At 67.7% G+C, this 25,916-nt stretch carries 24 protein-coding genes and 1 pseudogene (1 of these 25 running past the window's edge); 10 read left to right on the top strand and 15 right to left on the bottom strand.

What is annotated here, in order from left to right:
- Positions 1-17: 17 nt before the first annotated feature.
- Positions 18-1,919 (bottom strand): tetratricopeptide repeat-containing diguanylate cyclase, encoded by a 1,902-nt coding sequence (locus tag H9L16_RS04065; RefSeq protein ID WP_187553296.1) that lies wholly within the window; start codon positions 1,917-1,919, stop codon positions 18-20.
- A gap of 77 nt (positions 1,920-1,996) precedes the next feature.
- Positions 1,997-2,851: a polyamine aminopropyltransferase gene (gene speE / locus H9L16_RS04060; protein ID WP_187553295.1), complete on the bottom strand. Its 855-nt coding sequence runs from the start codon at positions 2,849-2,851 to the stop codon at positions 1,997-1,999.
- Positions 2,852-2,971: 120 nt separating this feature from the next.
- Between speE and H9L16_RS04055 the strand changes: the two genes are divergently transcribed.
- The 3 genes from H9L16_RS04055 to H9L16_RS04045 all read left to right on the top strand — a co-directional run bounded on the left by H9L16_RS04055 (position 2,972) and on the right by H9L16_RS04045 (position 7,855).
- A complete protein-coding gene (locus tag H9L16_RS04055; RefSeq protein ID WP_187553294.1) occupies positions 2,972-4,825 on the top strand; it encodes a M48 family metallopeptidase in 1,854 nt (617 codons plus the stop codon).
- Between the two features lie 40 nt (positions 4,826-4,865).
- Positions 4,866-6,752, top strand: coding sequence for an arginine decarboxylase (gene speA / locus H9L16_RS04050; RefSeq protein WP_187553293.1), 1,887 nt, complete (start codon positions 4,866-4,868; stop codon positions 6,750-6,752).
- 71 nt (positions 6,753-6,823) lie between these two features.
- Entirely contained in the window at positions 6,824-7,855 is a 1,032-nt protein-coding gene (locus H9L16_RS04045; protein ID WP_187554038.1) for an acyltransferase family protein, read from the top strand.
- A gap of 9 nt (positions 7,856-7,864) precedes the next feature.
- Here H9L16_RS04045 and H9L16_RS04040 read toward each other — a convergent pair whose 3' ends face one another.
- The 9 genes from H9L16_RS04040 to radC form a co-directional block, all read right to left on the bottom strand.
- The gene (locus tag H9L16_RS04040) at positions 7,865-8,479 is read right to left on the bottom strand and encodes an ATPase (RefSeq protein ID WP_187553292.1); all 615 of its coding nucleotides are present in this window, start codon (positions 8,477-8,479) and stop codon (positions 7,865-7,867) included.
- An 18-nt stretch (positions 8,480-8,497) separates the two neighbouring features.
- Entirely contained in the window at positions 8,498-8,854 is a 357-nt protein-coding gene (locus H9L16_RS04035; RefSeq protein ID WP_187553291.1) for a type II toxin-antitoxin system prevent-host-death family antitoxin, read from the bottom strand.
- Between the two features lie 76 nt (positions 8,855-8,930).
- The gene (locus H9L16_RS04030) at positions 8,931-9,425 is read right to left on the bottom strand and encodes a DMT family transporter (RefSeq protein ID WP_223158171.1); all 495 of its coding nucleotides are present in this window, start codon (positions 9,423-9,425) and stop codon (positions 8,931-8,933) included.
- A complete protein-coding gene (locus tag H9L16_RS04025) occupies positions 9,422-10,189 on the bottom strand; it encodes an SDR family NAD(P)-dependent oxidoreductase (protein ID WP_187553290.1) in 768 nt (255 codons plus the stop codon). The genes H9L16_RS04030 and H9L16_RS04025 overlap by 4 nt, the downstream gene beginning before the upstream one ends.
- 28 nt (positions 10,190-10,217) lie before the next feature.
- Positions 10,218-10,586, bottom strand: a complete 369-nt coding sequence (locus H9L16_RS04020) for a hypothetical protein (protein WP_187553289.1) — start codon at positions 10,584-10,586, stop codon at positions 10,218-10,220.
- 42 nt (positions 10,587-10,628) lie between these two features.
- Positions 10,629-11,450: a carboxylesterase family protein gene (locus H9L16_RS04015; RefSeq protein WP_187553288.1), complete on the bottom strand. Its 822-nt coding sequence runs from the start codon at positions 11,448-11,450 to the stop codon at positions 10,629-10,631.
- Positions 11,450-12,208: an SPOR domain-containing protein gene (locus H9L16_RS04010; protein ID WP_187553287.1), complete on the bottom strand. Its 759-nt coding sequence runs from the start codon at positions 12,206-12,208 to the stop codon at positions 11,450-11,452. The genes H9L16_RS04015 and H9L16_RS04010 overlap by 1 nt, the downstream gene beginning before the upstream one ends.
- A 15-nt stretch (positions 12,209-12,223) precedes the next feature.
- Positions 12,224-13,927: an arginine--tRNA ligase gene (gene argS / locus H9L16_RS04005; RefSeq protein ID WP_187553286.1), complete on the bottom strand. Its 1,704-nt coding sequence runs from the start codon at positions 13,925-13,927 to the stop codon at positions 12,224-12,226.
- Positions 13,928-14,090: 163 nt separating this feature from the next.
- The gene (gene radC / locus H9L16_RS04000) at positions 14,091-14,765 is read right to left on the bottom strand and encodes a RadC family protein (protein WP_187553285.1); all 675 of its coding nucleotides are present in this window, start codon (positions 14,763-14,765) and stop codon (positions 14,091-14,093) included.
- 97 nt (positions 14,766-14,862) lie between these two features.
- Between radC and coaBC the strand changes: the two are divergent.
- The 3 genes and pseudogenes from coaBC to H9L16_RS03985 all read left to right on the top strand — a co-directional run bounded on the left by coaBC (position 14,863) and on the right by H9L16_RS03985 (position 18,913).
- Positions 14,863-16,088: pseudogene (gene coaBC / locus H9L16_RS03995) on the top strand (bifunctional phosphopantothenoylcysteine decarboxylase/phosphopantothenate--cysteine ligase CoaBC).
- A complete protein-coding gene (dut, locus tag H9L16_RS03990; protein WP_187553284.1) occupies positions 16,088-16,546 on the top strand; it encodes a dUTP diphosphatase in 459 nt (152 codons plus the stop codon). The pseudogene coaBC and the gene dut overlap by 1 nt, the downstream one beginning before the upstream one ends.
- A gap of 12 nt (positions 16,547-16,558) precedes the next feature.
- A complete protein-coding gene (locus H9L16_RS03985) occupies positions 16,559-18,913 on the top strand; it encodes a phosphomannomutase/phosphoglucomutase (RefSeq protein WP_187553283.1) in 2,355 nt (784 codons plus the stop codon).
- Positions 18,914-18,928: 15 nt separating this feature from the next.
- Here the strand turns inward: H9L16_RS03985 and H9L16_RS03980 are convergent, their stop codons facing one another.
- Both H9L16_RS03980 and pyrE read right to left on the bottom strand, forming a co-directional pair.
- Positions 18,929-19,609: a hypothetical protein gene (locus tag H9L16_RS03980; protein ID WP_187553282.1), complete on the bottom strand. Its 681-nt coding sequence runs from the start codon at positions 19,607-19,609 to the stop codon at positions 18,929-18,931.
- 35 nt (positions 19,610-19,644) lie between these two features.
- Entirely contained in the window at positions 19,645-20,307 is a 663-nt protein-coding gene (gene pyrE, locus H9L16_RS03975) for an orotate phosphoribosyltransferase (RefSeq protein ID WP_187553281.1), read from the bottom strand.
- 96 nt (positions 20,308-20,403) lie between these two features.
- Here pyrE and H9L16_RS03970 point away from each other — a divergent pair, with 96 nt between their 5' ends.
- Genes H9L16_RS03970 through H9L16_RS03960 form a run of 3 tightly spaced genes read left to right on the top strand, consistent with a single transcriptional unit; the run spans position 20,404 to position 23,096 of the window.
- Positions 20,404-21,207 carry an exodeoxyribonuclease III gene (locus H9L16_RS03970; RefSeq protein ID WP_187553280.1) on the top strand — a complete coding sequence of 268 codons (804 nt, stop codon included), beginning with the start codon at positions 20,404-20,406 and terminating at the stop codon, positions 21,205-21,207.
- Positions 21,204-22,796, top strand: coding sequence for an AmpG family muropeptide MFS transporter (locus H9L16_RS16105; protein WP_229796536.1), 1,593 nt, complete (start codon positions 21,204-21,206; stop codon positions 22,794-22,796). Before H9L16_RS03970 ends, H9L16_RS16105 begins: the two co-directional genes overlap by 4 nt.
- A 42-nt stretch (positions 22,797-22,838) precedes the next feature.
- Positions 22,839-23,096 carry a hypothetical protein gene (locus H9L16_RS03960; protein WP_187553279.1) on the top strand — a complete coding sequence of 86 codons (258 nt, stop codon included), beginning with the start codon at positions 22,839-22,841 and terminating at the stop codon, positions 23,094-23,096.
- Between the two features lies 1 nt (position 23,097).
- Here H9L16_RS03960 and H9L16_RS03955 read toward each other — a convergent pair whose 3' ends face one another.
- Both H9L16_RS03955 and H9L16_RS03950 read right to left on the bottom strand, forming a co-directional pair.
- Positions 23,098-24,225 carry an anhydro-N-acetylmuramic acid kinase gene (locus H9L16_RS03955; RefSeq protein ID WP_187553278.1) on the bottom strand — a complete coding sequence of 376 codons (1,128 nt, stop codon included), beginning with the start codon at positions 24,223-24,225 and terminating at the stop codon, positions 23,098-23,100.
- A gap of 31 nt (positions 24,226-24,256) precedes the next feature.
- Positions 24,257-25,687 carry a M23 family metallopeptidase gene (locus H9L16_RS03950; RefSeq protein WP_187553277.1) on the bottom strand — a complete coding sequence of 477 codons (1,431 nt, stop codon included), beginning with the start codon at positions 25,685-25,687 and terminating at the stop codon, positions 24,257-24,259.
- 166 nt (positions 25,688-25,853) lie between these two features.
- On the opposite strand from H9L16_RS03950, the gene tyrS reads away from it, so the two are divergent.
- Positions 25,854-25,916, top strand: the 5' end (the start) of a protein-coding gene (gene tyrS / locus H9L16_RS03945) for a tyrosine--tRNA ligase (protein WP_187553276.1). Its footprint extends 1,149 nt past the window's final position; 63 of the gene's 1,212 nt are visible here — the first part of the coding sequence; it begins with the start codon at positions 25,854-25,856; its stop codon lies beyond the right edge, outside the window.

Below are 25,916 nucleotides of genomic sequence, written 5' to 3'. Positions count from 1 at the left end.
TGACCGCTGCGCCCGCGTCAGTGTTCGACGCGGTCGCGGCCGCGCTGCTTGGCCCGGTAGAGCGCGGCATCGGCGCGCGCCAGCACGTCTTCGTGGGTGTCGTCGCTGTGTTGCGACTGGGCCACGCCGATGCTGACCGTCACCCGCAAGGCCGGGTCGATGTCGTCGAAACGCAGTGCCGTGGTGGCCTCGCGCAGCCGTTCGGCCACCGCCATGGCCTGTTCCAGGCTGGTGTCTGCGCAGACCACCACGAATTCTTCGCCGCCGATCCGGCCCAGCGGGTCGCGGCCGCGCAGCACCGTATGCCAGGCGTCGGTTGCGCCGCGCAATACCTGATCCCCTGCGGCGTGACCATGGCGATCGTTGATCGCCTTGAAATTGTCGAGGTCGAGGATCAGCAGCGACACCGCCGCGCCCGGTCGCGTGGCGCCCTCGAGCGCGCGCATCGCCTCGGCTTCGATCGCGGCGCGGTTGGAAATGCCGGTGAGCGGGTCGATCAGGCTTTCCCGACTGAGCCGACGCGAGGTCCGCCCGTGTCGCCAGGCCAACGAGGTGAGCAGGGCCAGCAATAGCGCGCCCAGCAGGATGGTCAGCCATTGCCAGTGGCGCACGCGTTCGAGCGCCTGCACCTGCTCCTGCTTGCTCGCGGCCTCGCTGCGCAGCCGCCGGTTCTCGAATTCGCCGCGGCGGATCTCGTATTCGTATTCCAGCAGGCGGCCCTGTTCCAGGCGCATCTTGCCCTGCAGCCGCAGTTGCAGATCGGTGTAGGTCTTGTAGTCGGACAGCGCGGCCGCCGGGTGTCCCATCGCCTCCAGACTGGTCGCCTGCGCCTTGTACAGCAGGGCGAGATAGCGATCGTTGCCGTTGCGCTTGATCAGCGGCAGCGCCTGCCGGTAATGCGCCAAGGCTTCGGCGTGCCGCCCCTGGCGGGCCAGCGCCTGTCCAGTGAGCAGTTGCAGGCTGTCCTCCGACGAGGCGTCCTGGCGGGCAGCGAATCCGGCGCGTGCGCGTTCCAGTGTGCGCAGGCCGGTCTCGCCCTGGCCCAGGTTGATCTGCGCTTCGGCCAGGCCCAGCAGCGCCGAGTTGGCGGTGTTTGGCAGTCGGTGCGCGATGGCGACGTCGAGGGCCTGCTGGAACGGCCGCACCGCGCGTTCCGGTGCGCCGGCTTCCTCCTGCAGGAAGCCCAGCTGGATCAGGTTGGTGGCCACGCCCTCCCAGTCCGCACGCGCCTGCATGCGCTGCAGGGCCTGGGTGAAATAGCGGCGTGCCTGTTCGACATCGCCCATCCGTCGGTAAGCCACGGCGATGCTCAGGACCAGCGATTCCGCCTCCCCCGCGATCCCGGCCTGCTGGTAGGCGGCGCGGGCGCGCTGGAAGTCGAGCATCGCCTTGGCCTGCTCGCCGAGCAGGGACAGGATGTCGCCACGGGTTTCCAGCGCTTCCGCCAGCAGTTGTGGTTCGTGGCCGTTGCGGAGCATGTCCACGGCTTGGTCCACGTCCGCCAGGCCGCGCTGGGTACCGCTGGTGAGCATCACGTATTCGGCGCGGCAGAGCAGGGCGCGTGCCTGCGATGCGCTGTCGTTGAGATCGCGGGCCAGTGCCAGCGCGCCATCGGCATAGGCCAGGCCCTCGACCGGGTCGCGCCAGGTCGAGCTGCCGCAATAGACCGAACGGAACCGCGCGTCGCGTGCCGGGTCGCCCGCCGGCAAGGCGACGCGCAGACGCTGCAGGTCGGCATCGTATTCGGTGCTGCTGGCCTCCAGCGACGCCGGGCCGATCACCCGTTGCAGGATCTGGTCGAAGTCGGCTGCCTGTCCGGTTTCGACGGCTGGAGCGGTGTTCGGCTGGGCAAGCAGAAGCCCCGGCATCGCCAGCAAGGCGATCCACCCGATCCACCAGCGATGCCGCCAACTGGCCACGCCTGTCCCCGTCCTCGCCACGACCCGGCAGAGTAGCGCCGGAGGCTCTAAATGTACGTGCCGGGGTTCGCAGTCTGTCAGCCGGCCAGCGCCTTCGCGACGAACGGCGGCAGGGACTGCGCTCCCTTGTGAATGCCGGCGCTGTAGTAATCGGTCGCGAAATCCTTGGCGCGGGCATCGGCCTCGCGGAAGCCGAAATCGGCACCCGCGGCCTTCTTCGCCATCGTGCAGCTCCACCAGCCGGTGGGGTAGCAGGGCTGCGGGAATGGCAGGGTCTGGAAGCTGGCGAAACCGGCCTTGCCCATTTCCGCGCGCATCGCCTTGATCAGGTCGAGCAGGACCAGCGGCGATTCGCTCTGCTGGACCAGGATGCCGTCGTCCTTCAACGCGCGGTGGCAGTCGGCGAAGAACGCCTTGTTGAACAGGCCCTCGGCCGGGCCGACCGGATCGGTGGAATCCACGATCACGATGTCCAAGCTGCCGGGCTCGCAATTGGCCATGTAGGCCAGGCCGTCGTCGAACAGCAGCTCGGCGCGCGGATCATTGTTGGACTCGCACAGCTCGGGGAAATACTGTTCCGCCATGCGGGTGACCTGTTCATCGATGTCGCACTGCGTCGCGCTCACCACGCCCGGGTGGCGCAGCACCTCGCGCAGGGTGCCGCAGTCGCCGCCGCCGATGATCACCACGCGCTTCGGATCGGCGTGGGTGAACAGCGCCGGGTGCGACATCATCTCGTGGTAGAGGAAGTTGTCGCGGGTGGTCAGCATCATCGCGCCGTCGATCAGCATGACGTTGCCCCAGTCGGTGCTCTCGTAGATCTCGATGTGCTGGAACGGCGACTGCACCTCGTCCAGCTTGCGGGTCACGCGGAAGCCGATCGACGAGCCGGCCTTGTCGAAGTTCTCGTGCAACCAGGTCGGTTCGGTCATGGCGGCGGAGCCTTGGAAACGTGACGGGGCGCGGATTGTAGCGGATGACCGATGACGCCGAGGCGTCGGTGGCGCGCGGTCGGTCTAGGATGTCGCTCCGATGGGAAATCAGGGATACGGATGGCGACGGCGGACGCGCGGCGGCAACTGATCGAACGACTGGAGCGCGAGGCGGAGCGCTCGCCCGGCCGCTACAAGGTCAAGGTGGCGCTGCTGGCGGCCCTCGGGTTCGTGGTGCTGGGCGGCGCGGTGGTGCTTGCGTTCGGCCTGTCGATTGGGCTGGTGGTCGTGCTGCTGGCGATCAGCCCTTTGCTGCTGTTGAAGCTGGCCAAGTTGATCTGGATCCCGATCGCCTTCGGCTGGGTGCTGTTGCGCAGCCTGTGGATCAAGTTCTCGCCACCGGACGGGTATCAGCTGGGCAAGGACGAAGCGCCCGCGTTGCGGGAGGAAGTGGAGCGCCTGCGGGCCGCCACCGGGGCGCCCAGGCTGGACGGCATCGTCATCGACGCCGACCTCAACGCCGCCGCCGCGAGCGTGCCGCGTGCCATGGGCCTGCTGGGCCAGCGCCATTACCTCGTGCTGGGCATGCCGCTGATGCACTTGCTGGACCGCGCGCAGTTCGCGTCGGTGGTCGCCCACGAGTTCGGCCATTTCGGAGGCGGCCATGGCCGGTTCTCCGGCCGGATCTACTACGTGAGAATGAGCTGGTATCGGCTGCTGGAGGCGTTGCAGGCGCAGCGTTCGTGGGCCAATGCGGTGTTCGTGCGCTTCTTCGACTGGTACGCGCCCTACTTCAATGCCTACACCTTCGTGCTGGCACGTGCGCAGGAATACCAGGCGGATGCCACTGCGGCGCGGGTGGTCGGCCCGCGCGCGGCCGCGCAGGCGCTGGTACGGGTCAACCTCGGCGCGGAGCGCCTTGAACAGGATTTCTGGCCTGGCGTGCAGCGCGCCAGCCAGGCGCAGGCGGCACCGCCCGCGCTGCTGTATGGCGACATGCGTGCGAGCCTGCTCACGCCGGCCGCGACCGATGGCGAACGGCTGGCGCGCGCGCTTGCGCATCCCCCGGGGTTCGATGACACCCATCCGACATTGGCGCAGCGCCTCGCCGCGCTGGGCGTGGATGCCGAGGGCTTGCCGGCGCAGGGCGAATCCGCCGCCGGCTTGCTCGGCGACCTGCTGCCCGAACTGGAACGCAGGTTCAGTGAAGACTGGCGCGATCGCGTGCAGGCCGGGTGGGAACAGAATTTCCGCCAGCATGCGCAGGATCGCGAGCGCCTCGCCGAACTCGATGCGATGGAGGTGCGCGATCCGGGCCAGGTCGTCGAGCGCGCGCGGCTGATGGAAGCGTTGCTTGCAGACGTGGATGCAATCGCGCTCTACCGGGACGCACTGGCATACGCGCCGGACGATGGCTTCGCGCACTTGCGGCTGGGTGCCATGTTGCTGGAACGCGGCGACGCGGCGGGGGTCGGGCTGCTGCGCAAGGCGATCGCGCTGGATGCCGACAGCACCGAAGCGGCACTGCATTGCCTGGACAATTTCTATCGCGAAACCGGCGATGCCGCGGGGCGTGATGGCGTTGCCGAGGAATGGAAGCGCCTGCAGGCGGCGCAGATCAAGGTCCACCATGCGCGCAACGAACTGACCACGCGCGACGAATTCCTGCCGCACGGGCTGGACGACGGCGCGCTGGCATCGGTGCATGCGGCGCTCGAACGCAGCGGCAACGTGGGAGGAGCATGGCTGGCGCGCAAGCGCTTGCCCGGCGCGGATGGCGGGCTGCCGCACTACGTGATGCTGGTCAAGTGGCGCGGCATCGTATTCAGCGAAGACAGCAAGCTGCAGAAGATCGTCGATGCGCTGGAGCTGCCGGGCAGCTGCATGGTGTTCGTCGCCAGCAACCGCCGCGGCATCGCCCGCAAGTTGCGCAAAGCGGCAGGCGTGCCGGTTTATCGCAAGGGTTGGTGGTAGCCCGTAGAATGCGCGTCCCCCCGACGCTGGCATCGCCGACATGACCGACTGGTCGCCCGACCTGGCCCGCAAGACCTATTCGATCCCGCACTGGTCGGACGGCTATTTCGATGTCGACGACCGGGGCCGCATCGTGGTGCGGCCGAAGGGTGCCAACGGCCCGGCCATTCCCTTGCCCGACGTGATCGACGCCTCGCTGGCACAGGGTGGCAACCTGCCGGTGCTGGTGCGCTTCCCGGATATCCTCGGGGACCGTCTCGGCAAGCTGCAGGGCGCGTTCGCGCAGGCGCGCAAGGACTGGGACTATGCCGGCGGCTACACCGCGGTGTATCCGATCAAGGTCAACCAGCACCAGGCCGTGGCCGGCACCCTGGCATCGCACCATGGCGAAGGCTTCGGGCTTGAAGCCGGCAGCAAGCCGGAGTTGATGGCGGTGCTGGCGCTGTCGCGGCCGGGCGGGCTGGTCGTCTGCAACGGCTACAAGGACCGCGAGTACATCCGCCTGGCGCTGATCGGCCGCAAGCTGGGCCTGCAGACCTTCATCGTCATCGAGAAGCCGTCGGAGCTCGAGATCGCGCTGGAAGAAGCGGCCGCGCTGGGCGTGAAACCGGGGCTGGGCGTGCGCATGCGGCTGGCCTCGCTGGGCTCCGGCAAGTGGCAGAACAGCGGCGGCGACAAGGCCAAGTTCGGTCTCGACCCGCGTCAGTTGCTCACCCTGTGGAAGTCGCTGCGCGACGCCGGCATGGGCGATTGCCTGCAACTGCTGCACTTCCACATGGGCAGCCAGATTTCCAACGTGCGCGACATCGCCGCCGGCATGCGCGAGGCGACGCGTTACTTCGTCGAGCTGTCGCGGCTCGGCGCCAACATCACCCATGTCGATGTCGGCGGCGGCCTCGGCGTCGATTACGAAGGCACCCGCAGCCGCAGCTATAACTCGGTCAACTACGGCATCCACCATTACGCGTCGAGCATCGTCCAGCCGCTGGCCGAGGCCTGCCAGGCCGAAGGGCTCACGCCGCCGCGCATCGTCACCGAATGTGGCCGCGCGATGACCGCGCACCACGCGGTGCTGGTGGCCAACGTCTCCGAAGTCGAACAAGCACCCGAAGGTCGCGTACCGGAACCGCACGACGATGAATCGCAGCCGGTACGCCGCCTGCGCGAACTGCATGAGGAAATGGCCGGGCGTCCCGCGGTGGAAGTCTTCCACGAGGCGTCGCAGGCGCATGCCGAAGGCTTGTCGCTGTACACGCTCGGCCAGATCGACCTGATCCAGCGCGCGCGCATCGATGATTTGTTCTACGCCATCGCCCACGCGGTGAAGGCGCGCCTGACTTATGACGAAAAAAGTCACCGCGATTTGCTGGACGAACTCAGCGAGCGGCTGGTCGACAAGTATTTCGTCAACTTCAGCGTGTTCGAATCGATGCCGGACGTCTGGGCGATCGACCAGGTGTTCCCGATCACCCCGATCGAGCGGCTGGACGAAGAGCCGACGCGGCGCGGGATCATTGCCGACCTGACCTGCGACTCCGACGGCAAGATCGACACCTACGTCGAGAACGAGGACCTCGATTCCTCGCTGCCGCTGCACGAACTGCGCAAGGGCGAGAGCTACCGGCTCGGCTTCTTCCTGGTCGGCGCGTACCAGGAAATCCTCGGCGACATCCACAACCTGTTCGGCGACACCGACGCGATCGAAGTGCGCTGCGAGGGCGACGGTCATCGCATCGTCCAGCAGCGTCGCGGCGACACCACCGACGTGATGCTGGATTACGTGGGCTACAAGCTGCAGGACCTGCGCGACGCGTACAACGGCAAGGTCGACGCCGCCAACCTGCCCGCCGCCGAAAGCGAGATGCTAAAGGCCGCGCTGGAAGCCGGCCTGACCGCGTACACCTACCTCGACGACACCCCGCAGTGAACGACGCGCATGCAGCGCCGGCCCGCTTGCCGGGGCTGGACCTGCTGCGCGCGATCGCGGTGCTGTGGACGATGCAGTTCCACGGCTTCATCGTCGGTGGGTTGGGCGCGGATTGGCGCTGGCTGGAGCGCTACGGCTGGATGGGCGTCGACCTGTTCTTCGTGCTCAGCGGGTTCCTGATCGGCGGTCAGTTGCTGCGGCCACTGGCGCGCGGCGAGTCACCATCGCTGCGCGCGTTCTACGTCAAGCGCGTGTTCCGCATCCTGCCCGCGTTCTGGGTGGTGCTGGCGGTCTACCTGCTGTGGCCAGGCTTTCGCGAGGCGCCCGGCATGGAGCCATGGTGGAAGTTCGCGCTCTTCTTCGTGAACCTCGACATCGACTACGCGACGAATGCGGCGTTCTCGCATGCGTGGTCGCTGTGCGTGGAGGAGCATTTCTACCTGCTGTTCCCGGCGCTCGCGCTGCTGCTGGCGCGCAAACCGTCGGCGATGAAATTCTGGGCGGTGTGCATCGCCATCCTGCTCGGCGGCATCGCGTTGCGCACCGGCGTCTGGCTGCACTTCGACGCGCTGCAACCGCAGCGCGCGTGGTTCGTCGAGGACATCTACTACCCGACGTGGAACCGCCTCGACGGCCTGCTGATGGGGGTGATGCTGGCGACATGGCAGGCGTATCGCCCCGACGCGTGGGCGCGGATGGCGAAGCACGCGAATGTCGCCGCCTTGCTCGGCGTGGCGGTGCTCGCGTTGGCGTTCTGGCTATTCCGCGAGCGCACCGGCCTGCTCGGCAACAGCGTCGGCTGGCCGGTGCTTTCATTCGCGCTGGCATTGCTGGTGTTCGCCGGCGCGCAACCGCATGGCCTGCTCGGCAGGCGCGCGCTACCGGGTGCGGCATGGTTCGCGGCGATCTCGTTCAGCCTGTACCTGGTGCACAAGCCGATGTACGGCGTGGTGCAGTCGCAGTGGGGAGACTGGCTGGAAGGCCGCGGCATCGTGGCGTATGCGGCGTACGGCGCTGCCTCGCTGCTGGCGGCGGCGCTGCTGTATTACGCGGTGGAGCGGCCGGGCCTGCGCTTGCGGACGCGGGTGCTGTCGCGCGGTTGAGGCCCGCAGTCAGGCACCCGAGAGTGCTGCTTCGACGATGGGTTTTGCCCAGTCCGGGATTTGCCGCAGGGCCTGCACGTCGCGCGGGCAGGTGATTCGTTCGTGATCGAGCTGCAACAGCAGGCGCGGATTCGGCATGGGCTGGCCGGGAATGGCGTCGATGCTGTTGTCGTACACCTGCAAGCGTGCGAGCTGCGGCAGCAGGGCGATCAGGTTGATGATGGCGGTGACGTAGCGCTCGCGGATTTTCGCTGGGGGAATGTCGTGGCCGCCACGAGCCACGCGCTGCTGCACGCGGGCAATGTGATGCTCCGGCGAATCCAGTCCGCAAAACCACATCAGCACGTCGTGGGTCGCGGATGCCTCGCGCAGTCTTGCCGGAATGGAATTGCCGCCCAGCGTGGTTTCGAACGCATGGGGGCGCCTTTCCCTGATGGCAGTTTCAAGCCGGCGCATCCCCTCTTGCCATGCTTCGGCGTTGGCTTCCATGGGTGAACAGCCGGAAGCGGCAACCAGGTCGCGCGCATAGTCATCGGGGTTGAACCACGTCCTGCCTGCGCGGCGCAGGGGATCGCCGCCCACGGAACTCTTGCCGGCCCCGTTGACGCCGGCCAATACGAACATCCTTGGCTTGGGCACGGCTCAGAACTCGGTTCCGGTGAAAATCTTTCCGTTCAAGTCCAGCGGTTTGTCGAACAAACCGTCGAGTACATCGCCTGCGCCCGGTGCATCGAGCCATTGCAGGCGCTCGTCGTACTTGCGGCGCAGCGCGTCGAGCGCGGCCTCGTCGCGGGCGGCGGCATCACGCAGCAGATTCATGATCGCGGTGTATTCCTCCACCGGCAGGATCACCGCTTCCGGCGTCTCGTGATTGGTGATCAGGACCTGACCGTTCTTGGCCATGGCCTTCATCACTCCGCGCCAGCCCAGCTTCTTCACGTCGGAGGCCGGCGTGCGCGGCAGGCTTTCCAGTGACTTGAGGGCGAGAGCGGGCGTCATGGGGGGGCTCCAATTTGGATAAATTGGACTTTATACCCATTTCGTCCGTTTTCGCCTGAATGCGTTCGCAGCAGGCTCAATCGCCCGGCAATGTCGCTTGCGGCGCGTTTGGCTGCACTGGCGGCGTGCGCCACGGCGCGACGACGAGCACCACACCGGCCAGCACCAACAGCGCGCCGACGATGCGCACCGCGTCGACTGGCTTGGGCGCTTGCAGGATCCCGAACTGGTCCAGCAGCAACGACGCGGTGACCTGGCCGAGCACTGCCAGGCAGATCATCCCGGCCGCGCCGATGCGCGGCACCAGCAGGGTGAAACAGGCGACGTAGATCGCGCCGAATACGCCGCCGGCCCAGACCCACGCCGGCAGCTTCATGCTGCCTTGCAGGAGGATCGGCGTGCGCGTGGCGAGCAGGTACGCGCCGAGCATCGCGGTGCCGACCAGGAACGACACGAACGCCGCAACGATCGGTCCGCCGATGTGCGTGCCCAGGCGCGCGTTGATCAGGCCCTGCAGCGGCAGCACGGCACCGATCAGCACCGCCACCACCATCGCGGCGAAGACGTTCACGGCTGCCCTTCGCGATGGACCTGGAAGCCGGCCACCGACTGCGAGGTCGGCATGATCTCGAGCCGGTTGATGTTGAGGTGCTGCGGCAGCGTGGCGACCCAGAAAATCGACTCGGCGATGTCCTCGGCGGTCATCGGGTTGGCGCCGGTGTACAGCGTGTCCGACGCCGCCTGATCGCCATGGGTGCGGACCACGGTGAATTCTGTTTCTGCCATGCCGGGTTCGATCGTGGTCACCCGCACGCCGGTGCCGTGCAGGTCGGAGCGCAGGCCCAACGAAAAGTGGCTGACGAAGGCCTTGCTGCCGCCATAGGTGTTGCCGCCGGGATACGGATACACGCCGGCCACCGAACTGATGTTGATGATCGCGCCCTTGCGCGCGACCAGTTGCGGCAGCAGCGCGTGGGTCAGCGTCACCAGCGCGGTGATGTTGGTGTCGATCATGGTCTTCCAATCGGACAGCAGCGCGGCCTGCGCAGGCTTGGTGCCCTGGGCCAGGCCGGCGTTGTTGACCAGCAGGTCGATGCCGCGGAAGCGCTCCGGCAAGGCATCCAGCGCGGCGCGCATCGCCACTTCGTCGCGGATGTCGAAGCAGGCCGCGTGCACGGCGTCGCCGAGTTCGGCGCGCAGTGCGTCGAGGCGATCGGCGCGGCGGCCGGTGGCGACGACCTGCCAGCCGGCGTCGACGAAGCGGCGCGCGGCGGCGCGTCCGAAGCCGGCGGTGGCACCGGTGATGAGGGCGGTGCGTGGGGAGTGTGCTGTCATGCCGCCGATTCTAAGGCGGCAGGTGCACTCAGGGCTTCTTCGCGGGCTTGCGCGGCGTGGTCGCCGGTCTTTTCGCCTGCTTGTCGTCGGCTTTGATGGCGGGCGTCTTGCGCGCGCGTCCGGTGGTCGACTTGCCGGCGGTCTTCGCCTTGGCCGCACGGGTCTTCTGCAGCATGTCCTCGGCCAGCAGCACGTCTTCGGACAGGATGCCGGCCGCCTTGGCCACCGCGATCCGCGCCTGCGCCTTGTTCTCGTCGGGATTGGCCAGCAGCAGTTCGCGGATCGCATCGCGCAGGGCGGCTTCGGCGTTGCGCTTCAGGGTGGCTTTCTCGCCGCGCTGGAGCAAGGCCATCAGCGCATCGACGACGGGTTTGATCAGGGCGGTTTCGATGGCCATGGCATGCGTCCTTTCGGTCAGGCACCTTGCGGCCGGAGTGTCTCAGGGATCGCGATGCTGCGCGAACAGCCAGTCGCGCCATGCGTCGCCGGGCACGAGATCGCCCGGTGGCATGTGCGCGAGGCCGACATGGGTGCGCATGCGCACTTGCCTGCCGCCGGCAGCGCGAATGGCGGCGACCATCTCGCGATCCGCGTCGATGGGATTTTCGGTGTCGGCATCGCCATGCAGGACGAGTATCGGAATGTGCTTCAGTTCCTTCGCCCGGTCGCGGTCGGGTGCGATGCCGCTGATCGGCATCGCGGCGGCGAACAGCTTCGGCCTCGCCAGCAGCGACAGCCACGTGGCCGATCCGCCCATCGAGAAGCCGCTGGCATAGATGCGCGCGGGATCCACCGGTTGCTTGGCGACGATCGCATCGACCAGTTCAAGCGCCGCCGACAACGCGGGTGTGGCGTTGGCGACGCGCGGCGTCGACGGATCGTCGTAGTTCGCGCTGCGGACCGGGAACTGCGGGACCAGCACGAAGGCGGGATGCCGGGCGCGGATTGCGGGAATCGCCCAGGCGCGCGCAGCGAAATCGCGCTCGACCTGTGCGCGGTTGTCGCTGCCGATGGCACCGGATCCGTGGAATTGCACCACCACTGGATAGCGGCGGCCGGGTTCGATCCTCGCGGGCGCAAGCAGGCGATAGGGCAGTGTGGTGCCGTCGCTCGCGGTGAAGGTGCCTGCCTCGAAATCATCCGCGGAAATTCCCGCCGCCAGGCTGCGATCCAGCGGCGGTGTGCCGCGCACGAGGGTCTCGCCGGTCATGCCGACGCAGCCCGCCAGCAGCGCAACGCAGGCGAGCACGACGAGCCGCATCAGTTGGTCTTGACCGCCATCGCCGGCAAGCCGCCACCGGACAGCCTGGCCTTGGCGTCGGCCAGTTCCGACGCGCTGCCGTACGGACCCATGCGCACGCGATAGACGGTCTTGCCGCCGATCTGCGCCGATTCCACGCGGGCGTTCAGCCCGAGCATCGCGATCTTCGCCTTGACAGTCTCCGCATCACCGGAGGCACCGAACGCGCCGGCCTGCAGCAGGTAGCGGGTGTCGTCGCTTCCGGTCGCGGGCGTGATCGATGCATTCGTCGCAACTTCCGTGGTCGGGGACGTGGTCGATGTTGCGGCGGGCGTTTCGGCGATGGGTGCGGGCAGGCTGCCATCGGCCGTGGTGGTGGTCGTGGTCGTGTCGGGTTGCTGCACGGCCTTGGCCTGCGCTTCGGCTTCCGCCTTGGCGCTGGCGGCCAGCTCGGCATCGCTCATCTGCACGCCTTCGCCGGGCAGCAATGTGTAGAAGTCGTACTGGGTCTGCTTCGGCTTGTCGGCCTCGGGCTTGGCGGCATCGATCGCAGTGTCCGGGGCGATCGCTTCGCCGTCTTCGTTGGTCGCTGCCGGCTGCGCATCGGGATTGGGTTTCGGGCGGAAGAAGCCGTCGGTGCCACCTTCGGATTTCAGCAGGCGTGGTGCGGCCAGCACAATCGCCAGCGTGATCAGCACGCCGATCACCAGCCAGGCCCAGCCGGGCAATCCGTTGGAACCGTTGCGTCGCGCCTGCGACTTGCCGCGTCGTGCTGCCATTTACCCGATCCTCATTTACATCTTCTCCGGGGCGCTGACGCCGAGCAGATCCAGGCCGTTGGCCAGCACCTGCCGTGTCGCCAGGGCCAATGCCAGCCGCGCGTCGCGCAGCGCAGCGCCTTCGACCAAGACCGGGCTGGCGTGATACCAGCCGTGGAAGGCATTGGCCAGTTCGCGCAGGTATTGCGCGATGAGGTGCGGCTCCAGCGTGGTGCCGGCGGTCTCGACCACTTCCGGGAAGCGCGACAGTTCGCGCATCAGGTCCTGCGCCGGCGCGTCGTCGAGCAGGTGCAGCGACGCGTGTCCGTTCGCCGCATCGTAGTTGTAGCCCTTCTCGCCGGCCTGGCGCAGCAGGCTGCACACGCGGGCATGCGCGTACTGCACGTAATAGACCGGGTTGTCGTTCGATTGCGAACGCGCGAGGTCGATGTCGAAGGTGAGCTGCGAATCCGGCTTGCGCGCGACCAGGAACCAGCGCACGGCATCCGCGCTGGTTTCCTCGATCAGGTCGCGCAGGGTCAGGTAGCTGCCGGCGCGCTTGGAGAGCTTCACTTCTTCGCCGCCGCGCATCACCGTGACCATCTGGTGCAGCACGTAGTCCGGATAGCCCGCCGGGATGCCGCAATCCAGCGCCTGCAGGCCGGCCTTCACGCGAGCGAGCGAGCCATGATGGTCTGCACCGAGTTCGGTGACCGCGCGCGCGTAGCCGCGCTGCCACTTGCTGAGGTGGTAGGCCACGTCCGGCACGAAGTACGTGTAGGTGCCGTCGGACTTGCGCATCACGCGGTCCTTGTCGTCGCCGAAGTCGGTGGTGCGCAGCCACAGCGCGCCGCCTTCCTCGTAGGTGTGGCCGTGCGCGATCAGCTCGCGCACGGTCTCCTCGACCTTGCCGTCGGCGTACAGCGACGATTCCAGGAAATAGCGGTCGAACGACACGCCGAACGCGGCGAGGTCGGCGTTCTGCTCGCGGCGCAGCCAGGCGACGGCGAACTTGCGGATGGCGTCGATGTCGCTCGCGTCGTCCTTGCCGGTGACGATGTGGCCGTCGACCTCGACGCTGTCGCCGCGGAGGTAAGCGTCAGCGACATCGCCGATGTAGTCGCCGTTGTAGGCATCGGCAGGCCAGGCCTCGTCGCCCGGCTTCAGGCCCTGCGCACGCGCCTGCGTCGAGCGCGCGAGGTTCTCGATCTGCACGCCGGCATCGTTGTAGTAGAACTCGCGCTTCACGTTCCAGCCGCTGGCGGCCATCACCCGCGCGATGCAGTCGCCGATCACCCCGGCGCGACCGTGGCCGACATGCAGCGGGCCGGTCGGATTGGCCGAGACGTACTCGACGCCCACGGTCTTGCCTGCGCCGCTGCTGTTGCGGCCGAATTCGCTGCCGGTGACGAGGATTTCGCGCACCTGGTCTTGCCAGGCGGCGGGCGTCAGGTGGAAATTGATGAAGCCCGGGCCGGCGAGCTCGATCTTCGCCACCGCATCCGAGGCCGGCAGCACATCGACCAGCTGCTGTGCCAGCGCACGCGGATTGGTCTTGGCCCCGCTCTTGCCAAGCTCACGGGCCAGCAGCATCGCCGCATTGGTCGAGAAATCGCCATGCGCACGCTCCTTCGGTCGCTCGATCACGAACTCGGGCGAGGCAAGGTCGGCGGGCAGGGTGCCGACGGCACGCAGGGCGGTCAGGCCCTGTTCGATGAGGGCGCGGAGCTGGGTTTTCACGAAGGATCAGGCAGCCGTTTCAATGGCTGCGCATTGTACGCGAGCGCTCCATGAACCCTTGGCTGCACGGAATCCGGGCGGCGGGGCTATCGAAAGTCGCTCCCCGATACTCGCTTGGTTGCGACAGCCCCGACCCGCCGCCCGGATCTGCCAGTGGCCGGTATCACACCAGCCCCCGCGCCGCCATCGACAGCGGTGGGCCGTCGCCGATGACGAAGTGATCGAGCAGGCGGATGTCGACCAGCCCCAGCGCCTGCTTGATGCGCGCAGTGACCGCCCGATCTGCGGCACTCGGTTCAGGATTCCCGCTGGGATGGTTGTGGCCGATGATCACCGCCGCCGCGCCGCGTGCCAGCGCGCGTTCGACCAGCGCGCGCGGATGGACTTCGGCGCCGTCGATGCTGCCGCGGAACAGCTCCTCGAAACCGAGGGCGCGATGGCGGGTGTCGAGGAACAGCGCGGCGAAGACCTCGTGGGCCAGCCCGCGCAGGCGCTGGGCGAAATAGCGACCGGCTGCGCCCGGATCGCCCAGCATTTCGCCGCGCTCCAGTTGCGCGGCGAGGTGTCGGTGCCCCAGTTCCAGCGCAGCGGCGAGTGAACAGGCACGCGCCGGGCCGATCCCGCGCAGCCGGGTCAGCGCCTTCGGCTCGCGGTCGAGCAACGGGCGCAGGCCGCCTTCCGCGGCGAGCAGGTCGCGCGCGCCTGCCACCGCATCGCGACCGGCGGTGCCGGAGCCGAGGAAGATCGCCAGCAATTCGGCGTCGGAGAGGCTGCCGGCACCGTGGGCCAGCAGTCTTTCGCGGGGGCGCTCGCCTTCGGGCCAGTCACGGATATGCATGCGGCCAGCGTGCAGCGCGGCATGGCGACGCGGCATCGGTGCGGCATCGACCATCGGGTAAGCTGGTTGCCCGTCACGTGGTCAGGAAACCGGCCGGATGCAGGCTCCGCCTTCCACAAACGCTGCGCGTCGCGTGCTGCTCTGCGTCTGCGGTGGCATCGCCGCCTACAAGTCCGCCGAGCTGCTGCGCCGGTTGCGCGATGCCGGTGCCGAGGTGCAGGTGGCGATGACCGACAATGCACAGCGCTTCGTCACCGCGCAGACCTTCCAGGCCTTGTCGCATCGGCCGGTGCGCACGAGCTTGTGGGACGAAAGCGCCGAGGCTGCGATGGGGCATCTGGAACTGGCCGGTTGGGCACAGCAGGTGATCGTGGCACCGGCCACCGCCAACACCATCGCCAAGCTCGCCCACGGCATGGCCGACGATTTGGTCAGCACGCTGTGCCTGGCCACCGAAGCGCCACTGGCGATAGCCCCGGCGATGAACCACCGGATGTGGCGGCATCCCGCGACCGAGGCGAACGTGGCCACCCTGCATGCGCGTGGCGTGTTGGTGATCGGCCCGGACGACGGCCCGTTGGCCGAAGGCGAATCCGGCCCGGGCCGGATGGCCGAACCCGCGGCGATCGTCGCGGCACTCGGAGCCATGCGATGAGCGCGTCGCTGGCGGGTGTGCGCTTGCTGGTCAGCGCCGGCCCGACCTATGAAGACATCGATCCGGTGCGATTCCTGGGCAATCGCAGCAGCGGCAAGATGGGCTTCGCGATTGCCGCGGTGGCGGCCGAACTTGGTGCGGAGGTCGTGTTGGTGGCCGGCCCCGTGCACATGGCCACGCCGGCCGCGGTGATGCGCATCGATGTGCGCAGTGCCGCGCAGATGCACGACGCGGTGATCGGCGCGCTGCCCTGCGACGTCTACATCGGCGCGGCTGCGGTAGCCGATTTCACCCCGCGGGCGGCATCGGCGAACAAGCTGAAGAAGCAGCCTGGCCAGGACACGCTGCTGCTGGAACTGGTGAAGACCCGCGACATCCTGGCCGAGGTCGCCGCGCACGCCGCGCGCCCGCGACTGGTGGTCGGCTTCGCCGCCGAGACCGACAACGTCGCCGGCTATGCGCGCGGCAAGCTGGAACGCAAGGGCGTGGACCTGATCTGCGCGAACCGGGTCGGCGTGGCCGGCGGCGGCTTCGAGAGCGACGACAACGCGCTGCTGGTGATCGACCGCGACGGCGAACGCGCGCTGGGCCCGGCTTCCAAGACTGCGCTGGCCGGTGAACTGCTCGACATCGTGGCCGGTCGCCTGTCGGCACGGAGCGCAGGCTGATGGCGCAGGCCCTGCAGGTGAAGTTGCTGGACCCGCGTTTCGGCGGCGAATGGCCGCTGCCGGCCTACGCGACCGAGCACAGCGCGGGGCTGGATCTGCGTGCGGCAATCGATGCGCCGTTGTTGTTGGCGCCGGGCGAGACGGCACTGATTCCGTCCGGACTGGCCATCCACATCGGCGACCCGGGCCTGTGCGCCGTGATCCTGCCGCGCTCCGGGCTGGGCCACAAACATGGCATCGTGCTGGGCAATGGCACCGGGTTGATCGATGCCGACTACCAGGGGCCGCTGATGATCAGCACCTGGAACCGTGGCGATGCGGGGTACACGATCTCCCCCGGCGATCGCATCGCCCAGCTGGTCCTGTTGCCGATCGTGCGCGCGGCGCTGCAGGTGGTGGATACTTTCGAGGAGAGCGCGCGCGGCCAGGGCGGATTCGGCCACACCGGCGTGCGTTGACGGGGGATGACGATGGGTGTGTTCGGAATCGGCGGTCGTGGCAAGGACGACGGCGAAGAAAAGAGCAGGCTGAAGCTGGATCCGGCGCAGGCGGCGAAGACGCTGCCGCTGCTGGTCGTCCTGCTGGCGGCGCTGGGCATCTGGTGCCTGGTCAGCGGTGCCCTGCATATTCGTGACGACGCCCGCCATGCAGGTCTGCAGGTGGCCCGCGACGATGCGGTGATGGCGGCGCGGCGCACCCTCAACGACGAACGCGGGCGGCTGGTGCAGCGGCTGGCGGCCGACGGGGTCAAGGCCGCGCTGGCGACCGGCGACAGTGTCGCGGCTCTGCGCCTGCTGCGCCAGGGCTGGCCGGAACTGCAACGCGCCGAACTGTGGCCGGCCGATCTGACCCAGGCGTACGCTGGCCTGCCGCGCACCGGGTTCGGCGCGCTGGCGACCTGCGAAGCCGCTCTGGCCGAAGGCAAGCCGGTGGCGCGGGTGGTGAAATCCGCCGGGGTCCAGCGCCTGGCGTTGGCAGCGCCGGTGGCCGGCGGGCGCGGCCCGATGATCGTCTACGTGGAACTGCCGCTGGAGAAGCTGACCAACGGCGTCAAGGCTCCCACGGTGCCGTCCAACACCTATCTCGCCCTGCGCCAAGGCAGTCGCAACGTGCTGGAGCGCGGCGACCTGAGCCTGGGTAATGCCGCTGAAGCACTGGCCGCCAAGGTGCCGGACAGCGACCTGCGCATTGCCGCATCGGCACCCGCCGCCGCGGCTACCCCGTTCGAACTGGGTGGCATGCCGGCGGTGGGGCTGGGCGCGATCCTGGTGCTGTTGTCGGCATGGTTGTGGGTGATCGTGCGCCCGCGCCTGCTGGGCCTGCGCGTCAGCGACGCCGCGGATGCCGAACCGACGCTGGCCGACATCCAGCGCGACCAGCCCGCCCCCGAGCCGGTAGTGCGCGAGAAAGTGTCCGCAGACAGCAAGGCCGATGCCGTGCCGGTGGCGATCGACCGCAGCATCTTCCGCGCGTACGACATCCGCGGCGTGATGGGCAAAACCCTGGATGCCAGCGTGGCCGAGCTGATCGGCCAGGCGGTTGGTTCGCTGATGTTCGACCAAGGCCTGGATGAGATCGTGATCGGTCGCGATGGTCGCCTTTCCGGCCCGGAACTGGCCGAAGGTCTGATCGCGGGTCTGCGCAAGGCCGGCCGCAACGTCATCGACCTGGGCATGGTGCCGACACCGGTGGTGTACTTCGGCTGCTATCACTTGCGCACCGGTTGCGGGGTGTCGATCACCGGCAGCCACAATCCGCCCGACTACAACGGCTTCAAGATCGTGGTCGGCGGCGAGACCCTCTCCGGCGACGCCATCCTCGACCTGCACGCGCGCATCGCCGAGGACCGCCTGCTGGAGACCAAGGTGCCGGGTTCGCTCAGCGAGCGCGACATCGGCGAGGACTACGTGCACCGGATCGCCGGCGACATCCAGGTCGGCCAGCGTCTGAAGGTGGTGGTCGATGCCGGCAACGGCGTGGCCGGGGTGCTCGGTCCGCGCGTGCTGGAAGCGATCGGTGCCGATGTCACCCCGCTGTTCTGCGACATCGACGGCACCTTCCCCAACCACCATCCGGACCCCAGCGAGCTGCACAACCTGGAAGCGCTGGTGCAGATGGTCCAGCGCCTGGACGCCGACCTCGGCATCGCCTTCGACGGCGACGGCGACCGCCTGGGCGTGGTCACCAGGTCCGGCAAGTACATCTTCCCAGATCGCCTGCTGATGCTGTTCGCGGCCGACGTGCTGGAGCGCAACCCGGGCGCGGTGATCGTGTACGACGTGAAGTGCACCGGCCGCCTGCCCACGCATATCCTGCGCCACGGCGGCAGCCCGCTGATGTGGAAGACCGGGCATTCGCTGATCAAGGCGAAGATGCGCGAAACCGAGGCCGAACTGGCCGGCGAGATGAGCGGTCACTTCTTCTTCGCGGAGCGCTGGTTCGGTTTCGACGACGGCATCTATGCTGCCGCGCGCCTGCTGGAAATCCTGGACGGCAGCGGGATGACGCCGGAAGAACTCTTCGCCACGTTGCCCGATGGTATTTCCACCCCGGAGATCAAGATCGATGCCCCGGACGGCGGCGACCCGCATGCCTTCGTCGACCGATTCAAGCTTGTGGCGAAGTTCGAGGGTGCGCGGCTGTCGACCATGGACGGCCTGCGCGTGGACTGGCCGGATGGTTGGGGCTTGGTGCGTGCGTCCAACACCACGCCGGTGCTGGTCATGCGCTTCGACGCGGACACCAACGCGGCGATGGCGCGCATCCAGCAGGTCTTCCGCGAGCAGCTGCACCTGGTGCAGCCGGACCTCAAGCTGCCGTTCTGAGCGGCAGCAGCGGTCTCAGCCCGCTGCAGGCGCGGCGGGTGCGGTCGCCGCGGGGGCTTCGTCGCGCTTCAACTCGCGGTAGCGGCGCAGCGAATCCTGCAGGTCGTCTTCGAGCATGCCGCGATCCTGCTGCTGGGTAATCAGGATCTGCTGCTGACGCAGCAGTTCGCCGTGTTGTTCGCGAATCGAAGTCGTCAGGCCTTTGGTGACCGGCCCGGCCAGTTCCTGGTCGCCGGCCTGGCGCAGCAGCGCCAACAGGCTCAGACGCAGGTTGGACAAGCCGAGCTTGCTGGCCTTGAGGGTTTCATCGAGTAGCGCAGTGCGTTCGCCATAGGCGCGGCGCAGGTCGGCCTCGGTCATGTACGACTCGACCATCGCCAGATCGCGGCGCTGCTGCAATGCCAGCGCCTCGGCTTGCTTGCGGGCCAGTTCGGCGGCCTGATCCGCGGCGCTGCGTTCGCTGCCGGTCAGCGCGCGATCCACGCGGCCAGTGGTCATGCCGCTGCGGGTGCTGATTTCGGTGCGCGCGCTGTTGGCGGCAGAGGCCGGCAGCGCGTCGCCGCAGACCTTGCGGCCGCCTTCGTTCCAGCAGTAGATCTTCTTTTCTGTGGATGGCTTGGTCTGCGCGAATGCGATGCTCGTGCCCAGCACGGTCATGGTCAGCGCAGCGGTCGCAATGTGGCGGAAATGCGTCATGACAGCCCCCTGTGGCAGTCCTGAAGCGTGGCGGGTCATGCGATGCCGTAGCGCGCGCGGTAGGCGAGCAGGGCATCGCGTTGGCGTACAAGGTCGGCGCTTTCGCCGGCGAATTCAAGCAGGTCGGCCAGGCCGGCCACGGCGACCACCGGGATCCCGTGCTCCACCGCGACCGCCTGCGCCGCGGATTGCGCCACGTCTTCACGCACGCGCTCCTGGCGATCCAGCGCGATGACGATACCGGCCGCGATCCCGCCCGCCACCGCGATGGTGTCCAGCGCCTCGCGGATCGCGGTACCGGCGGTGATCACGTCATCGACGATCAGCACCTTGCGGCCGGCCAGCGGTGCGCCGATCAGGGTGCCGCCCTCGCCATGCGCCTTGGCTTCCTTGCGGTTGAACGCCAGCGGCAGGTCGCGGCCACGGCGGGCGTATTCGCAGGCCAGCGCGGTGGCCAGCGGGATGCCCTTGTAGGCGGGGCCGAACAGCAGGTCGAAGCCCAGCCCGGCATCGTCCACGGCATCGGCATAGCAGCCGGCCAGTTCCGCAAGCGATGCGCCGGAATCGAAACGCCCGGCATTGAAGAAATACGGACTGGTGCGCCCCGACTTCAGGGTGAACTCGCCGAAACGCAGCGCGTCGGCGCGCAACGCGAGGTGCAGGAAGCGGGTGCGGTGGTCGTTCTGTGCAGGATCCATGCACCGATTCTCCCATGCGTGCGGCGTGCCGTCGCGGGGGCTTGCGCGGCACGGCGCATCGGCTACCCTCGGCCATCGCTCACGCCGGACCGCCGCATGCGCATCCTCAGTTTCAATGCCAACGGCCTGCGCTCGGCGGCCAGCAAGGGCTTCTTCGACTGGTTCGTCGCGCAGGACATCGATGTGCTCTGCCTGCAGGAAACCAAGGCGCAGGAGCACCAGCTGTCCGATGCCGTGTTCCGGCCGGCCGGCTACAAGGCGTGGTTCAAGGACGCATCGACCAAGAAGGGCTACAGCGGCGTGGCCATCTACAGCCGGCGCGAACCGGACGAGGTGCGCACATCACTGGGCTGGGCGCCGTTCGATGACGAAGGCCGCTACATCGAGGCGCGCTTCGACAACCTCAGCGTGGTCTCGTTCTATATCCCGTCGGGCAGTTCCGGCGAGTTGCGTCAGGGCTTCAAGGAAGAGGTCATGGCCTGGCTGAAGCCGATCATGGATCAGTGGCTCGCCAGCGGCCGCGATTACGTGCTGTGCGGGGACTGGAACATCGTCCGCGCGCGCAATGACATCAAGAACTGGACCGGCAACCAGAAGAATTCCGGCTGCCTGCCGCATGAACGCGCGTGGCTCAGTGGGCTGATCGCCGACGATTGCCATGACGGCCTGATTGCCCGCCCCGAACACGGCTGGAAGGACGCCTTCCGCGTCGCCAAGCCGGACGCCGTCGAGTATTCGTGGTGGTCGCAGCGTGGCGCGGCGCGCGCCAACAACGTCGGCTGGCGGATCGACTACCAGATCGCCACGCCCGGGATCGCGGCCAAGGTGATCGCCGCCGAGATCTTCCCTGAACCGAGGTTCTCCGACCACGCGCCCTGCCTGGTGGAGTACGCCGGGTGACCGCCAGCGCCACGCCGCGCAAGACCACCGCCGGCGACGTCCTTCGCGCACTGCGCCGGCCCAAGGTGCTGGCGATGTTGCTGCTCGGCTTCTCGTCCGGGCTGCCGCTGTACCTGGTCGGCAACACCATGGGCTACTGGATGCGCGAGGGCGGCAGCGAGCTCTCCGCGATCGGCTTCCTGTCGTGGGTCGGGCTGGCCTACACGCTGAAGTTCCTGTGGGCACCGATCATCGACAAGACCGATGTGCCGGTGCTGGGCAGGCTCGGTCGTCGCCGCGGCTGGATGTTGCTGTCGCAGTTCATCGTCGCGGCCGGCCTGGCCGGCATGGCCATCGTGCAACCGGAGGGCGGCCTGATGGTGTTCGGGGCGCTGGCGCTGATGGCCGCGTTCGCCTCGGCGACGCAGGACATCGTGATCGATGCCTGGCGCATCGAGATCGCCGACAACACCGAAGAACAGAGCCTGCTGACCTCGGGTACCCAGATCGGTTATCGCGGCGCGCTGCTGGTGACGGATGCGTTGATCCTCATTCTGGCCACCTATATCGGTTGGGCGCCGTCGTACTGGGTAATGGCGGCGCTGATGGGCGTGGGTGTTCTGGCCGCGCTGTTCCTGGCCAAGGAACCGAACACGGTCCGCTTGCCCGAGCCGGTCATCAACGTCAACAAGCAATCGGGCGTGTCCGACGCGATGGTCGTGCGCTGGCTCGCCGCGCTAGCGATCGGCTTGTATGGGCTGGCCTGGCTGGTCATGGCGCATGCCGTCTGGGACATGGGCTGGACTGTAGACGACCTTGCATTCCTGGCCGGCGTGCCGCTTGCGGTCTGGCTGCTGATCCGCAGGCCCCGCGGTACTTCGGCACCGATTCTGGAGGCAACCTGGTCGCGTCCGCTGGTCATGCCGTTGCTGCGGTTCTTCGACGCGATGGTGGGTCCACTGCTGGCGTTCGTCCGCACCCACGGCAAATGGGCGCTGCTGATGCTGGCGGCGATCAGTCTGTACCGGCTGCCGGATTTCGTGATGGGTCCGATGAACAACCCGTTCTACGCGGACATCGGGATCGGCAAGGAATTCGTCGGCGAGGTGCGTGCCTCGATCGGGTTGGTCGCCTCGGTGCTCGGCATCGCTGCGGCCGGGATCAGTGCGGTGCGCTTCGGCTTCGTGCCGACCCTGTTGGCCGGTGCGATCCTCGGGCCGGGCTCGAATGCGGCGTTCACCTGGGTGGCCTACGCGAATGGCGACCCGACCGTGTTCGCCGCGGCGATGTTCATCGACGGATTTTCCACCGGTTTCGCCGGCACCGCCCTGGTCGCCTACATGTCCAGCCTGACCAGCATCGGCTACACCGCCACCCAGTATGCCCTGCTGAGCTCGTTCTACGCGCTGCTCGGCAAGGTGTTGAAGGGCTTTTCGGGCGTCGCGGTTGAATATTTGCAGGCCAGCCACGGTGAGATTGGCGGCTATGCGCTGTTCTTCCTGGGCACGGCATTGACCGGCATTCCGGCGCTGCTGTTATGCCTGTTGCTGGCGCGACGGATCCGCGCACCCAACGACACCCCGCTTGCCGGGCGCGGCCCCACGGGTTAGAAAAGCGGTGCGTTCCCCCGCGCAAGCAAGGATTTCCCTGTCATGACCGATCTCACCGTGCACAACCTCCGCCCCAAGCTCGACGAACGGCTGCGTCGTCTCGCCGAGTTGCAGGGTCTTTCCCTCGATACCGTGGCCGCCGAAGCGCTGGCGATCGGTGTGGATGCGATCGAGGATCGGGTGCGCAAGCATTTGCTCAACACCCGCGAGCAGGTCGCGCTGTCGGAAGCGATCACCCAGATCGAGAAAGTGCCGGACTCGGCCTTTGGCATGATCGGCCGCGTCGTCCGGCGCGACTGAGTCAGGGCGGGTAGATTCCGCCCAGCACGCGCGGCCCGGCAGCCCCGGTCACTGCCGGCAGGTTGCCTGGCCGGTTCGCCAGGGTTTCCCTTGCCAGCCAGGCAAAGGCCATCGCTTCCACGCTGTCCGGATCCAACCCGTGCGCGGCGCTGGATTCAACGCGGAGGTCAGGCATCGCGTCGGCCAGCGCCGCCATCAGCACCCGGTTGTGCACGCCGCCACCGCAGGCGATCAGTCGTCGCGTGCCGGGTTGGCTGGCACGCAAGGCATCAGCGACGGTGCGGACGGTCAACGCCAGTAGCGTCGCCTGTACATCCGCCGCGGATTCATCGCCCGTCAGCTTCGAGGCGACCCAGTCGAGGTGGAACTGGTCGCGGCCGGTCGATTTCGGTGGCTGCAACGCGAACCACGGTTCGTCCAGCAGCCCGGCCAGCAACGCGGCGTCGACCTGTCCTGAAGCGGCGAACGTGCCGCCTGCATCGAAGCCGTGGCCGGTGTAGTGCAGGCACCACGCATCCATCAGGCCGTTCGCCGGGCCGGTGTCGAAGCCACGCACTGCACCTTGCGCGGGTAACAGGGTGAAATTGGCGATGCCGCCCAGGTTGAGCACGGCGCGATCCTCGCCGGCATCGTGCAAGGTCGCCGCGTGGAAGGCCGGCACCAGCGGCGCGCCATGCCCGCCAGCGGCCACGTCGCGACGACGGAAGTCGGCCACCACGGTCACCTTGCAGCGTTCGGCGATGCTGGACGGGTCGCCAAGCTGCAGGGTGTAGGGCACGTCGCCATGCGCGCGATGGCGCAGGGTCTGACCATGCGAGCCGATCGCCGCCAGTTCGCCACGGTCGATGCCGCTGTCGGCGATCGCCGCCTTCGCCGCATTCGCGAATGCGCGACCGATGCGCACGTCGAGCTCGCCGACCTCGTCCAGGGTGAGTTGCGCGGATTGCTGGCCCAGCGCCACCAGCCTCGCCCGCAGCGCGGGATCCCAGGCATAGGTGCGGCCGAACACCAGCTCGGGCCGCGCATGCGGGGTGTCGTCGGCGAAACGCACCAGCGCGGCATCGATGCCGTCGGCGCTGGTGCCGGAGATCAAGCCAAGGAAGAGTCGCGCTGGTTGCAGGTTGGGCATGTGCTGCAGTATCGCCGCACCGCGCAGCCGATCAACCTTTCTTACGAATGCCTGTGGGCTTCCGGGTGCTGGCGACGCGGCTGCCATCGTCGAGCTGGAAGACCACGTCCTCGACCTCGCGGATCTTGTCCAAGGCGCGGCTAGTCTCGCTCTTGAATGCGATCAGGGCAGCACCGCTGAGCGGTTGCGGTGGCGGCAGGGTCATCTTCAACGGATTCATGTGCACGCCGTTGACGCGGAATTCGTAGTGCAGGTGCGGACCGGTGGCCAGACCGGTGCTGCCGACGTAGCCGATCACCGTGCCCTGCGACACGCGCTGGCCCGGCTTGATCCCGGCGAAGCGCGACATGTGCCCGTACAGGGTAGTGCGGCCACCACCGTGATTGAGGATCACCGTGCGGCCGTAGCCGCCCTTCCAGCCCACCAGTTCCACGCGCGCGTCGCCGGCGGCCTGGATCGGGGTGCCGGTGCCGGCCGCGTAGTCCACGCCCTTGTGCATGCGGAAGCGCCCAAGTACCGGGTGTTTGCGACCGCCGAAGCCGGAGCTCAGGCGCGCGTACGGGATCGGCATGCGGATGAAAGCGCGCTTCAGCGAGCGCCCGTCCGGGGTGAAGTATTCCGGCTTGCCATTGCGCAGGTGGCGGAATGCGCTCTTGAGCTTGCCATCCATGGTGAACGTGGCCGCCAGCACCGGGCCGGTGCTCGCCAACTGGCCGTTCTTCCAGGTCTGATCCACCACCACGCTGAAGCGATCGTCTTCGTCCAGGTCGGAGTCGAAGTCGATGTCGTACTTGAACATCTCGTCGGTCAGCTGGTTCAGCTGCGAGCTGCCCAGGCCGAGCTTGCGTGCGGAGGCGAACAACGACTTGCCGACTTCGCCGCTCAACACCACCGTGCGGGTAGTGACTTCCTGTGGAATGGCGCGCTCGCGCAGGGCGTCGCCGTCGAATTCCAGCTCCACCGGCTCGTCGCCGATGCCCGGTGCCGCCTCGATGCGCATCGCCCGCACGCTGCCATCGCTGGGCAGGTTGAAGCTCAGCTCGGTGCCCGGGCGCAGCTTGCGCAGCGCGGGCTTGATCTTCGGATGCTGCATGACTTTTTCGAGCTGGCTGTAGGGAATGCCCAGCTCATCGAACACACCGCTCAGGGTCTGCCCGGGTTTCAGGCTGACGGATTGCCAGTGATCCTTGTCGGCGCGGGCGAGGCGCAGCTGCGGCAAGGCCAGCGACAGGGTGGTGCGCTGGGTATTCGGCGCGGCTTCCAGTGCGGTGGAGAAGCCCGGCACGATCGCTGCCAGCAAGGCACCGATGGTCGCGAAGAGGCTGGCATGCGCCCAGTGGCGGCGGGTCCAGCGGCCATTGAAAGGATGCGCGAGTGCGAGTGGCGAGGCACTTTGTGCGCCGTTGGCTTGCGCCCGCTGCAGATTCTCGCGACGCACTGCGTCGTGGTGCGAATCCGTCATATGGCTCTCCCCGCGTGTGACGAATGCGTCGACGCGGTACCATAATCATGCGAACAACATGCGTCAACTCGTTGAATCTCCGAATGTTTTTCGACCATTCGGTTTAACGTTACCTTAACCTCATTCCCCGAACGCGGTCACGAAACGACCGCCAGCGAGCCTTCCTGTGTCCGACCACCAGCATGCCCTCGACCTGATCGCCCGCTGCAGCGACGAAATCCTCAAGCGC

Origin of the sequence: Thermomonas carbonis, assembly GCF_014396975.1 — a bacterium.
In the GTDB taxonomy this organism is placed as follows: Bacteria; Pseudomonadota; Gammaproteobacteria; order Xanthomonadales; family Xanthomonadaceae; genus Thermomonas; species Thermomonas carbonis.
The sequence above is the reverse complement of the archived record's forward strand: the minus strand, read 5'-3'. Positions and strand labels throughout refer to the sequence as shown.